At 56.7% G+C, this 13,282-nt stretch carries 12 protein-coding genes; 3 read left to right on the forward strand and 9 right to left on the reverse strand.

Annotated features, from left to right (window positions below):
* Positions 1–62: 62 nt before the first annotated feature.
* Together ABVF61_RS18250 and ABVF61_RS18255 are read left to right on the forward strand one after the other, a co-directional pair.
* A complete protein-coding gene (locus ABVF61_RS18250; RefSeq protein WP_353994963.1) occupies positions 63–407 on the forward strand; it encodes a DUF952 domain-containing protein in 345 nt (114 codons plus the stop codon).
* Positions 404–1,498, forward strand: coding sequence for a quinone-dependent dihydroorotate dehydrogenase (locus ABVF61_RS18255; protein WP_353994964.1), 1,095 nt, complete (start codon positions 404–406; stop codon positions 1,496–1,498). The genes ABVF61_RS18250 and ABVF61_RS18255 overlap by 4 nt, the downstream gene beginning before the upstream one ends.
* Here ABVF61_RS18255 and ABVF61_RS18260 read toward each other — a convergent pair.
* Complete coding sequence (locus tag ABVF61_RS18260; RefSeq protein ID WP_353994965.1) at positions 1,495–2,847, reverse strand: MATE family efflux transporter; 1,353 nt, start codon at positions 2,845–2,847, stop codon at positions 1,495–1,497. The two genes, ABVF61_RS18255 and ABVF61_RS18260, sit on opposite strands and share 4 nt — an antisense overlap.
* 144 nt (positions 2,848–2,991) lie before the next feature.
* Between ABVF61_RS18260 and ABVF61_RS18265 the strand changes: the two genes are divergently transcribed.
* Positions 2,992–3,909, forward strand: a complete 918-nt coding sequence (locus tag ABVF61_RS18265) for a histone deacetylase family protein (protein WP_353994966.1) — start codon at positions 2,992–2,994, stop codon at positions 3,907–3,909.
* A gap of 36 nt (positions 3,910–3,945) precedes the next feature.
* Here the strand turns inward: ABVF61_RS18265 and ABVF61_RS18270 are convergent, their stop codons facing one another.
* The 8 genes from ABVF61_RS18270 to ABVF61_RS18305 all read right to left on the reverse strand — a co-directional run bounded on the left by ABVF61_RS18270 (position 3,946) and on the right by ABVF61_RS18305 (position 13,227).
* The gene (locus tag ABVF61_RS18270; RefSeq protein WP_353994967.1) at positions 3,946–4,221 is read right to left on the reverse strand and encodes a DUF6460 domain-containing protein; all 276 of its coding nucleotides are present in this window, start codon (positions 4,219–4,221) and stop codon (positions 3,946–3,948) included.
* Positions 4,222–4,765: 544 nt separating this feature from the next.
* The gene (locus ABVF61_RS18275) at positions 4,766–5,902 is read right to left on the reverse strand and encodes an AraC family transcriptional regulator (RefSeq protein ID WP_353994968.1); all 1,137 of its coding nucleotides are present in this window, start codon (positions 5,900–5,902) and stop codon (positions 4,766–4,768) included.
* A 144-nt stretch (positions 5,903–6,046) separates the two neighbouring features.
* Entirely contained in the window at positions 6,047–8,257 is a 2,211-nt protein-coding gene (locus ABVF61_RS18280; RefSeq protein ID WP_353994969.1) for a 3-hydroxyacyl-CoA dehydrogenase NAD-binding domain-containing protein, read from the reverse strand.
* A 17-nt stretch (positions 8,258–8,274) separates the two neighbouring features.
* Complete coding sequence (locus tag ABVF61_RS18285) at positions 8,275–8,673, reverse strand: cupin domain-containing protein (RefSeq protein ID WP_353994970.1); 399 nt, start codon at positions 8,671–8,673, stop codon at positions 8,275–8,277.
* Positions 8,674–8,676: 3 nt separating this feature from the next.
* The gene (locus ABVF61_RS18290) at positions 8,677–9,885 is read right to left on the reverse strand and encodes an acetyl-CoA C-acetyltransferase (protein WP_353994971.1); all 1,209 of its coding nucleotides are present in this window, start codon (positions 9,883–9,885) and stop codon (positions 8,677–8,679) included.
* Between the two features lie 21 nt (positions 9,886–9,906).
* A complete protein-coding gene (locus ABVF61_RS18295; RefSeq protein ID WP_353994972.1) occupies positions 9,907–10,548 on the reverse strand; it encodes a glutathione S-transferase family protein in 642 nt (213 codons plus the stop codon).
* Positions 10,549–10,653: 105 nt separating this feature from the next.
* Positions 10,654–12,450, reverse strand: coding sequence for an acyl-CoA dehydrogenase C-terminal domain-containing protein (locus ABVF61_RS18300; RefSeq protein WP_353994973.1), 1,797 nt, complete (start codon positions 12,448–12,450; stop codon positions 10,654–10,656).
* Positions 12,451–12,765: 315 nt separating this feature from the next.
* Positions 12,766–13,227, reverse strand: a complete 462-nt coding sequence (locus ABVF61_RS18305) for a MerR family transcriptional regulator (protein WP_299479719.1) — start codon at positions 13,225–13,227, stop codon at positions 12,766–12,768.
* Positions 13,228–13,282: the final 55 nt, after the last annotated feature.

Below are 13,282 nucleotides of genomic sequence, written 5' to 3' on the forward strand. Positions count from 1 at the left end.
GCAATTTGAGGAAGCCACGTGTTGAGGCGACCGATGGCGCAAAGTGACGGAAACAGGAAGAAATGACGCTGATTTTCAAGATCGTCCCGAAGTCGATGTGGCAGGAAGCGGTAGTGGCGAATGTCTTCACAGGTGCTCCGGTTGACCTTGCTGACGGATTTATCCACTTCTCGACCGCCGAACAGGTTCGCGAAACGGCTGCCAAACACTTCAGCGGCCAAAAGGATCTTCTGCTAGCGGCATTTGAAGCGGACAGATTTGCAGATGCGTTGAAATGGGAACCCTCCAGAGGCGGGGCATTGTTTCCGCACCTTTATGCCACCCTGGATCCTGCAACAGCCTTATGGGTCAAGGAGCTGCCAGTGTCTTCTAAAGGAGCGCACGTTTTCCCGGAGCTTGGCGAATGACGGCAGGCTGGCTGGAAAGTCTCACGCTCAAGGGACTTCAAGCCCTTGAAGCGGAAACGGCTCATCGCGTCACGGTTCTTGCCATGAAATCCGGTCTCTTGTCCCGCGCTTCCGGGACGCCGGACCCCCGACTGGCGGTGCAGTTTTGGGATTTGCACTTTCCCAATCCCCTCGGGATAGCTGCCGGTTTCGACAAGAATGCCGAGGTGCCCGATGCCTTGCTGAAACTCGGTTTTGGGTTTACGGAAGTCGGGTCGGTCACGCCAAAGGCGCAACCCGGAAATCCGCGTCCGCGTGTCTTTCGGTTGCCCGCCGATGAAGGCGTCATAAACCGTTACGGCTTCAACAATGACGGCCACGATGCCATTCGCAAACGGCTGCTTTCCAGGAAAAAAGCGGGCGGTATCGTCGGTATCAATGTCGGTGCGAACAAGGACGCGACAGATCGCATTGCCGACTATGTGAGCGGCATAACGGAATTTGCCGATCTGGCCTCGTTTTTTACGGTGAATATCTCCTCTCCCAACACACCCGGCTTGAGGGATCTCCAGGCGCGCTCAGCGCTTGCCGAACTCCTTGAAGGCGTCTCCAATGCACGCCGCGAATGTGCGGACAGAACTGGCCGTAGGGTTCCGCTGCTCCTCAAGATTGCTCCCGACATTGTCGAGGAGGATCTGAAGGACATTGTCGAGGAGGTGCTTGAAAACGCCATCGACGGTTTGATCGTTTCCAACACCACCGTGGACAGGGACGGACTGAGCCGCTCGGGGCCGTACCAGGCGCTCGGTGGCCTGTCCGGAAAACCGCTTTTCAGAAAGTCGACAATCGTTCTTGCAAAGGCACGCAGGCTGGCCGGACCGGGTTTGCCGATCATCGGGGTCGGCGGCATCGACAGTGCCGAGACCGCCTGGAGCAAGATCACGGCCGGAGCAGATCTTCTCCAGCTCTATTCCTCGTTGGTTTTCAAAGGCCCGTCGCTGATTGGTGAAATTCTCTCAGGCCTTTCCGCCAAACTCGATCAGCACGGGCTGACGTCCCTGCGCGAGGCGCGGGACCGGGAGATGGAGTCCTGGGCATCTGAAGCCCATTAGAGTGCAGCAAAGGTTCTGTCCGCGCGCCGCCGGCACGCTGCCAGCAGAGTAATGCCTCGAAGTCCGAGAAAAATCCCCATGGCGAGCCAAAGACCATGGTTGCCAAGCAGCGGAAAGAGCGCGTAGTAGGCGGCAATGTAAACGGCCAGCGAAAGCAGCATCATGTTGCGCATCGTGTCGGACCAGGTGGCGCCTATGAAAACACCGTCCATCTGGAACGCCAGAACACCAAGCAGCGGCGTCAGAACGGCCCAGATCAGATATGTGTTTCCAATTTCCCGCACTTCCGGAGAGGTTGTCATGAACTCGATCATGGCAGGCCCGAACAGATAGAAGAGCGACGCAAGCACACCGGCCATGGCAAAACTCCAGAGCGCGGTGAGCTTGAGCATCCTGTCAAAGGCCGGGCGGAAGCGTGCGCCGACCGCACGTCCGGCGAGCTGTTCGGCAGCGGTTGCCAGGCCGTCGAGGAAATAGCCGGAGACCATAATGAATTTCTCAAGCACAGCGTTTGCGGCGAGTACAGTGTCGCCCTGGTCTGCCGAGCGCGCCATGAAGAACGCATATGCGTAAAGAAGTGCAAAAGAGCGGATCATGATATCCCGATTAAGGACCATCATGCGCATCAGCAGCCTCCGGTCGAACACGACACCAGGGGCCGGCCATCTGCCGCGCCCGGTGCTTGCCAGTACCAGAACGAGGCCGAGCAAAGTTGCTGCTATTTCGCTGAGGACCGTTGCGAAGGCGACCCCTTCCACGCTCCAGCCGAGGCCCATGACGAACCATATGCTGAGAATAATATTCAACCCGTTCAGGAACAGCTGAAGCAAGAGGCCTTTTCCGGCGCGTCCGAGACCGATGAACCATCCGAGGATGGCATAGTTTGCGAGCAGAAACGGCGCGCTGAGAACACGGATATCAAAGTAGCGGCGGGTGGCTGACTGAACATCGGCACTGCCGCCCAGGAACCACTGACTGGCATCGCGGATCGGCGATTGAAGCAATATGACGCAAAGCCCGCCGAGCGCGGCGATCACCAGAGCCCTTAAAAGGGTTGCCTTGATTTCAGGGTCGTTCCGCGCACCGAAAGCTTGCGCCGTCAGTCCGGTCGTTCCAGCGCGAAGGAAGTTGAAGACCGTAAAAATCAGGTCGAAGATGATCCCGCCAAGGGCAATTCCTCCCAAGAGCGTTGCATCACCAAGCCTGCCTATCACGGCCAGGTCGACAACCCCGAGAAGAGGCGTCGACAGGTAGCCGAGCGTCATCGGTACCGCGATCACGAGAACAGACCGGTGCGTCACCGTGAAGGCATGGTTCGTGGGGCTGTCCGCAGAACGTGGAGTGGACATGGAAGGCTCATCTCAATTGAAGAGCCCTTCTTGTCCACGCAAACCGGTTTCGTCAATCGCTTTCCTGACATACCCGGTATGAGCTGCTGATGCGCCGCGTAACTAAGGGTTCCTGTCTGCGTACGGTTTGCTATATGTCAGAAAATGTCCTTGCCGATTGTTCACCATCCGGCCTATTGCGCCAATCTTCCCGTAAATCACAGATTTCCGATGGACAAGTTCCGTGCCGTCGCGGATCTGATCCGCGCGGAAGGCCTTCTGGACGGCGGCACGTTCTTCCGCCCGAGACCGGCACCGTTCGAGTGGGTGTCGCTCGCCCATGATCCCGCCTATGTGGATCAGGTTTTCGAGGGGAACGTACCGGACGCCGTTGCCCGCGAAATCGGCTTTCCGATGCGGCACGACATCGCCCTGCGCGCGCGCTGCGCAACGGGGGGGACGGTGCTGACCGGTTACCTTGCCCTGGAGCATGGACTTGCCTGCAACACGGCCGGTGGCAGCCATCATGCGCGCCGGCTCCATGGCGCAGGATTCTGCGTTTTCAACGACGTAGCCGTTGCGGTCAGGGTCATGCAGGCGGATGGCGCCATACGCAAGGTGCTCATAATCGACCTGGATGTCCATCAGGGCGATGGCACTGCAGATATTTTCCAAGGGGACCCTGACGTCTTCACGTTTTCGATGCATTCGCAAAAGAACTATCCGGTCCGAAAGGTCCCCTCGCACATGGATGTCGGTCTTGCGGACGAAACCGCTGACGACGACTATTTGTCCGCTCTTGAGGAAGTGCTGCCAGCCCTGCTTGCCCGCGAGAAATGGGACATTGTTTTCTACAATGCGGGCGTGGACCCCTACGAACATGATCGTCTGGGGCGCCTGAAGCTGTCTCGTGAGGGCTTGCAGATGCGGGATCGATATGTGATCGAAACGTCCCGGCGGATGGGCTTACCCGTTGCCGGTGTCCTTGGCGGCGGCTACTCGACGGATATTGATGAGCTTGCCGATCGTCATGTCACCTTGCACAGAACCGCGCGTGACGTTTCAGCGCTCAGCTTCGTGTGAGCGCATAGAAGACAGACGGCTGAAACGAAAGGAGTTCTACCGCGTGCGGCCCATGGAGAGAATGCGTGTGATCAGCCAGATCGGCACCACGACAATTGCTCCGACGACAAGATAATTCCCGAGACGTCCGATGGCATTGAAACCCATGTCCCATAGCCGTTCGACAAAATTGACCGCCATGTTCACAAGATCGAGCGGGTCGAGATTGAGTGCCGACAGAATGATCCCGACAACAAAGGAAAGGAACACGAGGCGCAAAATCACCTGCGCGGGGGACCCGCCTAGAAATCGGCTCAGGCCGCTATCGGACATGCACGCCTCCGGAATGTCGTATCGATCTAACGTTCACGGGATAGTTAAGATCATTCGGCAGCAAATACAATGAGACTCGCTGAAGCTCCAGAATTGTTATGTAATATCAGTACATTGTAAATTCTTCCCATTTTCTTGACCCTGTGTCGTGATTGGTTAAATCCTAGCGTTCTCAGGTCAAAGACATAACCACTTCGCTGGCGTAAGAAGACTGTCGGGTATACGAAACTTTCCGCCTGCGGAATGCCCACTTCCAGGGCAGGATTGTCTACCCGCTTGCTGCAGCTAACGAAAAACCAAACCGGAACCCCCCGGAAGAGGGAACGACAAAAAATCACGCTGCAGGCTCGGTCCTAGTCTGGATGGAAATCTCTCAAGGTTTGAGGGAATCCGCCCGATATGCCGTGACGCTCGAAGGGAGTACCGGGCGTCGCGTGGACCTTTGAAAAATCTCTGGCGCGGCGGTGGTTCAGCCCGTAATCACCTCCGTGCCGAAATTCTTTTAATTTTAAGAAGGTTTGCCTGCCTGCAGGAGCCGCTGCGCCTACTCGGCGCGCGATGACGAGGTTTTTCGAAACGCTGCGTTCGGGTTGCTGCTGATTGGGCGCGCGGCCTTTGACAGGCGCACGTCACCGGTTTTTTTCCTTGAATGACCGCTTGCGACACCAGCTCTGCTTGACCCTTCCCTGAACTTGCGCGGCGACATGCCAAACCAGGATTTCACGGCCCTGGAAAAGGTGCTGAGTTCGGAAAATCCAATGAGATAGGCAATCTCCTTCATGGGGAGGTCCGTGCCGCGCAGGTATCTTTCGGCGGCAGAACGCCGGATTTCTTCACTTAACTTGCGAAAGCTGGTGCCTTCTTTTTCCAGCAGCCGTTGAACAGCGCGTTGCGACATGCCGAGTTTTGCAGAAATATGCGGCAATGTGCATTCGCCATGCGACAGGTTTGTCGCCACGGCATTGGCAATCCGGGTCAAAGGGGATTCCAGTTCCCCAAACCGGTCCAGTTCCTCAGACGCGGCCCTGGTAATAATCTCATAAAGGTGGTTGTCGCTCTGGCGCAGCGGGCTGGAGAGCAACGACTTTGGAATGAAAATCCGGTTGTGAGACGCTCCGAACCGGATACGTCCCTGATATTTTTTCTGGAAATTCGATGTGTTTTGTGGAGCCGTCGTGGCGAGCTCGATGAGGACCGGCGGCACTGGTGTGTCCAGAGCATGTTCGAACTGTTGAGTGGCCCACCCGACTCTTGCAAACATGTTCTGCCGCCATTCGCCGCGGCCTTCCAATATCGGCCATTCGACATATGCGCCCGTTTCAGTCTCTTCAAATGTGAGCCGGTAGGCATTGGTGCGTATCGGGATGAATTTCATCCAGCCAAGGCAAGCGTCCCGCAAGGTGGGGGCGCAGGAAAAAAGGTAGTCGAAGATTGAAAAGCAACCGATATCGACATTGTTAAAAAGGTCGAACATCACTGCGTCGTCGCCAAGCGCGCCGGCAACGTATTCGAAGACACCGTGCCAGGCGGTGACCGACACGGTTCCTTGTGGGTCGTCAAGACACGCAAGATCGAAGTCATAGAGTTCCGCGATATGCGGCCAGTTCAAATCGTAATCCGAACCGATTTCTCGCAAAACTCGGAACACGTCCGCGCGTGCCCATTCGCCTTCCAGCGGCATTCTTTTCTCCGGTCAGACCGTGCACAGTTCTTGTGCGAACTCTGCATGACTAGGCAGCAAGGATCAAGAATTGAGAGACGAGAACACTGTTATTTTATGCAGCGAAAGAAACCACGGCCGGGTAGGAGGTGGTTTCTGTATGCATTACGCAGCGTTTTTAGTCTTTTCTTCTGCCTTGGGCGGGAATTTGCCGTAGAAGGTTTCGCCTTCCTTGGCCATCTCGCGCAGCAACTTGTTCGGCTTGAAACGGGGGCCCCACTTGCGCGCGAATTTTTTGCACAAATCAACAAATTCAGTGGTACCCAACATGTCGATATAGCTCAGCGTACCGCCGGTATAAGGAGCGAAGCCGAAACCGAGGATTGATCCGACATCTGCCTCGCGCACATCCGTTAGGCATTGTTCTTCGAATATCCGCGCCGTCTCAAGCGCCTGCATCACCAGCAGTCTTTGCTTGAGTTCCTCGATGTTGAAGCTTTCGGCGGGCTTTGGTTGACCGGTGACATCAGGCAACCCGGGCCAAAGGCTCTTGTCCTTGCCCTTGTAGTCGTAAAAGCCCTTGCTGTTCTTGCGGCCGAACCTCTCGCGCTTGACGACCATTTCCTCAAGGATGTTGTCGAGCGGCCCCTCGACATACTTGACGCCAAGGTCCTTGCGGGTCGCTGAAACGATCTTCCAGGCAAGATCCAGCGCGACTTCGTCGCCGAGGGACAGCGGCCCAACAGGCATTCCTGCTATTTTCCCGGCATTTTCGATCATCGCTGCCGGAACGCCATCTGCGAGCATCATCAGACCTTCGCGAATGTAGGTCATGACCACTCTGGACGTATAGAAACCGCGACTGTCATTGACGACGATCGGCGTTTTCTTGATCGCCTTGATGTAGTCCAGCGCAAGAGCCAGAGCGCGATCGGATGTTCGTTTGCCGAGGATCACTTCCACCAGCATCATCTTGTCCACGGGCGAGAAGAAGTGAATGCCGATGAAATTCTTCGGACGCTTTGAGGCCTGCGCGAGAGACGTGATCGGTAGCGTTGATGTGTTGGAAGCGAAGATGGCGCGCGACTTCATCACGGCCTCGGCCTTCTCAGTCACCGTTTTCTTAATCTCCCGGTCCTCAAACACAGCCTCGATCACCAGATCGCAGTCGGCAAGCGCTTCGTAATCTGCCGTTGGTTCGATCCGCGCAAGCAGCTTTTCCTTTTGCTCTTCGCTTGCCCGGCCGCGCTTGACCGCCTTGCTGATCAGTTCATCCGAATGAGCCTTGCCCTTGTCGGCGGACTCCTGGTCGCGGTCGATCAGAACGACGTCGATACCCGCATTCGCGGAAACGTAGGCGATGCCGGCCCCCATGAAACCGGCACCCAGAATGCCGATTTTCTTGATCTTGTTGGGACGCTGGTCAACAGGGCGCCGCGCCAGTTTGTTGAGTTCCTGCATGGAAACAAACAGCGAGCGGATCATGTTCGCCGCTTCCGGGGTTTGCAGAACCTTGGCGAAATACCGGCTTTCCACCTGAAGCGCGAGATCCATGGGCAGCTGCAAGCCTTCAACCACGGCATGCAGCAGATACCGGGCTCCTGGATAGTTGTCGTGAGTTTCGCGGCGGTAGATAGCGTTTGCTGCAGGCCAGAACTGGAAACCCGCCGGAGAATAGATCTTGCCGTTAGGGAGCTTGTAGCCTTTTTTGTCCCAGTCCTTGACCGGATCGACACCGGCTTTCAACAGCTTCCGGGCTGCAGCAACGAGCTTCTTCGTGCCGGTCACCTCGTCGACGAGCTTCATCTGCTTTGCCTGTGGCGCACGCAGGGTGCGTCCCTGTAGCAGGAACTGCATCCCTTGCTGGCCATCGGTCATGCGCATGACCCTTTGCGTGCCGCCGGCACCGGGAAAAAGCCCGACCTTGACTTCCGGCAGGCCCATCTTCAGGCCTTCATCCGCAACACGCGCGTGGCAGGCAAGGGCAAGTTCGGTACCACCGCCCATGCAGGTTCCCGAAACCGCTGCGACAAAAGGTTTTCCGCAGGTTTCCAGCTTCCGGTAGACCAGCGTCAGCTTGCGGGAACCTTCATAAAGAGCCTTTGCTGCGCCTTCGGGATCGTTGCCGCGCTTGACGTGAAAGTCCTTCAGCAGGCCTTCCATCATGGTGAGGTCTGCACCGCCGGAAAAGGCAGCTTTGCCGGACGCAATGATTGCACCCTTGATGGCATCGTCACCAACGACCTGATCGATAAGCGAATCGAGTTCGTCCATCACCGAAAGGTCGATCACGTTCATCGACCTTTCCGGCATGTCCCAGGTGATGAGCGCCATGCCGTCGGCATCGGTCTCGATTGTGAAATTCTTGTAGCTCATGGGAATACCTCCTCGGTTCAGGCGCCACCGGATTGCTGGTCTTGCGACTGCAAATGGGCGCGCTGCTGCGCGGCCGACCTGGTGCCTTCGACGATCACTTCGCCCGTATGTTTTGTTTCTGACGGTTCAAACAGCATCACCCAGCATTCGTTTTCGGCGACCGGATTGTGTTCAATGCCTTTCGGAACGACATGCATGTCGCCTGCATTGAGGATCACATCCGCCCGGTCGCGGTATCGAATGGTGAGGCTACCTTTGACGATGAAAAAGAGCTCGTCCTCGTTCTCATGGTCATGCCAGACGAACTCGCCTTTCAGCTTGGCAAGCTTCACGGACTGGTCATTGACGTCCGCAACCACACGCGGTGACCAGTAGTCCGAAATTTCGGCGAACTCTTTTTCAAGATTACTGATCATGGATCAGACTCGCTCGATAATCGTTGCAGTGCCCATGCCCGCGCCGATACACAGGGTCACGAGAGCCGTGTTGAGGTCGCGCCGTTCCAGTTCGTCCAGCACGGTGCCCAGGATCATCGCGCCAGTTGCCCCGAGCGGGTGTCCCATGGCGATCGCACCGCCATTGACGTTGACGGTATCCGGATCAAGATCGAAAGCCTGCTGGTAGCGCAGAACGACGGACGCGAAGGCTTCATTGATCTCGATAAGATCCAGGTCCTTCATTTCCATCTTTGCGTTCTTGAGCAGCTTTTCGGTGACATCGACGGGACCGGTCAACATGAGTGTCGGTTCGGAGCCGATATTGGCAAACGCCCTGAGGCGCGCCCGGGGTTTGATACCGCACGACCGTCCGGCCGCGCTCGAACCGATAAGGACCGCCGCTGCACCGTCGACAATTCCGGAGGAGTTGCCGGCATGGTGAACATGCTTGATCGATTCGATCTCCGGGTGCGCCTGAATACCGACCGCGTCGAAGCCGCCCATGCTGCCCATGAGTTCGAAGGAGGGGTTGAGCGAGGCAAGCGACTGCATGTCCGTTTCCGGCCGCATATGCTCGTCGCGATCCAGGATCGTGATGCCGTTGATGTCCTTCACCGGCACCACTGATTTGGCGAACCGCCCATCTTCCCAGGACGCTGCGGCGCGTTTCTGGCTTTCAACGGCATAGCCGTCGCAATCGTCGCGGCTGAAGCCGTACTTGGTTGCGATCAGGTCCGCCGAAACGCCTTGCGGCATGAAGTAAGACGGAATGGCAACCTGGGGCTCGATCGGCCAGGCGCCACCGGATGCCCCGATGCCGACGCGGCTCATGCTTTCAACACCACCGGCAACGACAAGTTTGTGCTGGCCCGCCATCACCTGGGCCGATGCCATGTTGACGGCATCGAGGCCCGATGCACAAAAGCGGTTGATCTGCATGCCGGGAACCGAGGTGTCGTATCCGGCTGCAAAGACGGCTGCACGGGCAATGTCGCCGCCCGCTTCGCCGACCGGATCCACACAGCCAAGGACCACATCATCGATCTTGGCCGTGTCGAGGCCATTCCGGTCCCGGATCGCCTCAAGCGCCGTGGATGCGAGGCGCACGGAGGGGACTTCGTGAAGCGCGCCATCTTTCTTTCCGCGGCCCCGCGGAGTTCGCACATGATCGTAGATATAGGCTTCAGCCATCTCGTCCTCCTTCTGAGGGGGTTATTTCGTGGCATCCGGCAACGGGTGTCCGGGCATCAGGTCATAGGGGTGTTTCCAGCCAGGCAAGGCTTTGATCCGTTCAAGCCAGGCAATGACATTGGGGTAGGGAGCGAATTCGGTGCCGATCTCCTCGCGCACATAGAGGTATCCGCACAACGAAAAATCGGCAGTAGTCGGTTTGTCGCCGATCGCGAACGCATTTTTCTCAAAGTGCTTGTCGAGAATGGCGAGTGCGCCTTTCAGCCGGCCTTCAAGAAACTTAGTGACCTCTGTTTCGCCCGTCTTTGCAAACAGCCGCAAAAATCTGAGTGGTCCGGCAACACCTGAGACCTTCTGATTATCGAAAATCGTCCAGCGCAGGATCTCCCGGCGTTCGTCCTCGTTCGACCAGCCGAATTGATCAAACTGTTCAACCAGGTAATCCAGGATCACACCGGACTGGGTCAGGATCTTCGCGCCATGGACCAGCACCGGAACTTCGCCCATTTCATTCAATTTGCTGCGGAATTCCTCGGAACGCGTCTCGCCGTTGAAAAAATCCACCCATTTCGGCTCCCAATCGGCGCCGCACAGCTCCATCATCAAAGCCGCTTTGTAAGAGTGACCCGACTGGGCCATGCAATGTAGGACGTATTCGACCATGCTTTGTTCGTCTCCCTGGCAAAATCTGGCGGGTGGAGCCTACAACGCCATCTGCCGGTTTGCGTGGGTGAATTTCAGAAATCGCGGACTGCGCTTCACCGGTGATTAGAACGCCTCGGCATCCAGGGACATCAGCGTTTCCGAACCCGAAGAGATCCGGGCAAGATGCGCGGCTGTTTCCGGCATCGTCCGCTCCATGAAGAAGGTGCCGACCGCCAGTTTGTTTTCAAGCCAGTCGGTCTTGTCACCAGCACCTTCGGCAAGTTGTTGCTTGATGGTTTTTGCCATCCTGGTCCACATGTAGCCGAGGGCCACCAGACCGAACAGGTGCATGTAGTCGACCGAACCGGCACCTGCATTGTCCGGATTCTTCATGGCGTTGTTCATGAACCACATAGTGGCGGCCTGCAGATCGTCCGCGCCTTTTTTCAACGGCGCGGTAAAGGTTGCCAGATCCTCGTTGTCCTTGTTTTCCTTCAAAAATGTGTTGAGCTCGTTGAAGAAACTCATGACGGCCCGGCCGCCGTTTGCAGGAAGCTTACGGCCCACAAGGTCCAGGGCCTGAATGCCGTTTGCGCCTTCGTAGATCATGGCAATACGGGCATCACGCACGAACTGTTCCATGCCCCACTCGGCAATGTAACCATGGCCGCCATACATCTGTTGGGCGTCGACAGCGTTTGCAAAACCGGTGTCCGTCAAAACACCTTTCAGAACCGGCGTCATCAGACCCATCATGTCGTCGGAAAACTGCCTGTCCTTCTCGTCGTCCGAGCGGTGCGAAACATCGCCGTGAAGCGCGGTCCAGATGATCAGTGCGCGCGCTGCTTCGTTGAAGGCGCGGATCGAAAGCAATGTCCGGCGGACATCCGGATGAACGATGATCGGGTCCGCGGCCTTGTCCGGGCTTTTTGGGCCGGTGAGGGCACGCCCCTGCAGGCGCTCTCTGGCGTAGATCACCGCATTCTGGTAGGCGACTTCGGACTGCGAAAGACCTTGGACGGCAACGCCAAGCCGGGCCTCGTTCATCATCACGAACATGGCCTTGAGGCCTTTGTTTTCCTCGCCAATCAGCCAGCCGGTGGCATCGTCGTAGTTCATGACGCAGGTTGCGTTACCGTGAATGCCCATCTTATGTTCGATCGACCCGCACGAAACGCCATTGTTGGCACCGACAGATCCGTCTTCACCCACAGCGTTCCGGGGAACGACAAACAGTGAAATGCCCTTGACCCCATCTGGAGCACCTTCGATCCGGGCCAGCACGAGATGGACAATGTTGTCAGCCATGTCGTGTTCGCCGGCGGAAATGAAGATCTTCGTCCCGGAAATCTTGTAGGAACCGTCTGCCTGTGGAACCGCCTTCGTCCGGATCAACCCGAGGTCGGTGCCGCAATGGGGCTCCGTAAGGTTCATCGTGCCGGTCCATGTGCCGGCAATCATGTTCGGAAGATAGGTTTGCTTTTGCTCTTCGGTCCCGTGAATCGTGAGCGCTGCGACCGCACCGGCAGTCAGCCCCGGATACATCGAGAATGCCATGTTTGCAGACGATGCATATTCGTTGAATATGGTTGCCAGCGTGTGGGGCAGCCCCTGACCGCCGTAATCCGGATCTGCGGAGAGAGTTCCCCAGCCATTTTCGCAAAACGCCTTGTAGGCTTCCAGAAATCCTTTCGGTGTCGTGACGGTGCCGTCGTCATTGCGCGTGCACCCTTCCTGATCACCGGTCTGATTCAGCGGCTGGAGGATCTCCTCCGCAAATTTTCCACCTTCGCGCAGGATCGCTTCCACGAGATCAAGCGGTGCATCGGAAAAACCGGGAAGATTGGAATAGCGTTCGTAACCGAAAACGTCTTTCAACAGAAATAGCGTGTCTTCGACGGGCGCTTTATAGCTAGGCATGCATATCCTCCCAGATCTGCCGGAGTGCTTGAGTTTACGTTTCCGTAAACGTCAGGTTGATCATCTATATACGCGGCCTGATTTTGTCCGGCAAGTGGTGTCCCGACGTAAGGGATGTCAAAAAAATGTGCCCAAAACGCGTAAATGGGAAGCGTTTTTGAGAGTGATTGTCACGAAATCGTTTCTTAGCGGCGAAAAACGGGTAGATTTTTGCTGAAAATCAGTGTCGTCGCAGGCGACACTGCGAATGGTGAAAACAAAAAGCGCCGATCGCTTCCGACCGGCGCTTTTTGTATAGATTCGAATGGGCGCGTATCAGGCCTCTTCAGCTTCCTTGTGCTTCAGCATTCCGGAGACGATCTCGACGGTGCGCGACAATTCTTCAATCGCTTGCTCGATGTCTTTTCTCTGGTCTTCAAGGACTGCGATCTGCTCGTTGAACTTGGAGAGAGCGACACGCAACTGGGTGACTTGTCCGTCTCTCAGGTCGTAGAGATCGAGCATGTCCCTGATTTCGGTCAGGGAGAAGCCGACGCGCTTGCCCATAAGGACGAGCTTCAGGCGCGCCCGGTCGCGGCGATTGTAGACCCGGTTCATGCCGTCGCGTTTCGGGTTCAGGAGCCCCTTGTCCTCATAGAACCGCAGGGTCCGTAACGTGCAGTCGAACTCCTTCGCCAGGTCACCAATAGTAAATTGTGTTTTCTTGGTGCTGTCGTCAGAGGCAGACACCACATCAACTAGATCGTCTTCGTTCAGAATAGAAAGCGCTTCGCTCATGTTAGTCGGTACTCGGTTTCCAGCCGTTTTCCGGCAGTGTCAGATTTTTCGTAAT

The organism is Roseibium sp. HPY-6 (genome assembly GCF_040530035.1).
Classification (GTDB): domain Bacteria; phylum Pseudomonadota; class Alphaproteobacteria; order Rhizobiales; family Stappiaceae; genus Roseibium.

Coding starts and splice junctions, on each gene's coding strand:
- ABVF61_RS18250 (WP_353994963.1), top strand. CDS start 63: ATGACGCTGATTTTCAAGATCGTCCCGAAGTCGATGTGGCAGGAAGCG.
- ABVF61_RS18260 (WP_353994965.1), bottom strand. CDS start 2,847: ATGTCCACTCCACGTTCTGCGGACAGCCCCACGAACCATGCCTTCACG.
- ABVF61_RS18300 (WP_353994973.1), bottom strand. CDS start 12,450: ATGCCTAGCTATAAAGCGCCCGTCGAAGACACGCTATTTCTGTTGAAA.
- ABVF61_RS18270 (WP_353994967.1), bottom strand. CDS start 4,221: ATGTCCGATAGCGGCCTGAGCCGATTTCTAGGCGGGTCCCCCGCGCAG.
- ABVF61_RS18255 (WP_353994964.1), top strand. CDS start 404: ATGACGGCAGGCTGGCTGGAAAGTCTCACGCTCAAGGGACTTCAAGCC.
- ABVF61_RS18285 (WP_353994970.1), bottom strand. CDS start 8,673: ATGATCAGTAATCTTGAAAAAGAGTTCGCCGAAATTTCGGACTACTGG.
- ABVF61_RS18275 (WP_353994968.1), bottom strand. CDS start 5,902: ATGCCGCTGGAAGGCGAATGGGCACGCGCGGACGTGTTCCGAGTTTTG.
- ABVF61_RS18280 (WP_353994969.1), bottom strand. CDS start 8,257: ATGAGCTACAAGAATTTCACAATCGAGACCGATGCCGACGGCATGGCG.
- ABVF61_RS18295 (WP_353994972.1), bottom strand. CDS start 10,548: ATGGTCGAATACGTCCTACATTGCATGGCCCAGTCGGGTCACTCTTAC.
- ABVF61_RS18265 (WP_353994966.1), top strand. CDS start 2,992: ATGTCCTTGCCGATTGTTCACCATCCGGCCTATTGCGCCAATCTTCCC.
- ABVF61_RS18290 (WP_353994971.1), bottom strand. CDS start 9,885: ATGGCTGAAGCCTATATCTACGATCATGTGCGAACTCCGCGGGGCCGC.
- ABVF61_RS18305 (WP_299479719.1), bottom strand. CDS start 13,227: ATGAGCGAAGCGCTTTCTATTCTGAACGAAGACGATCTAGTTGATGTG.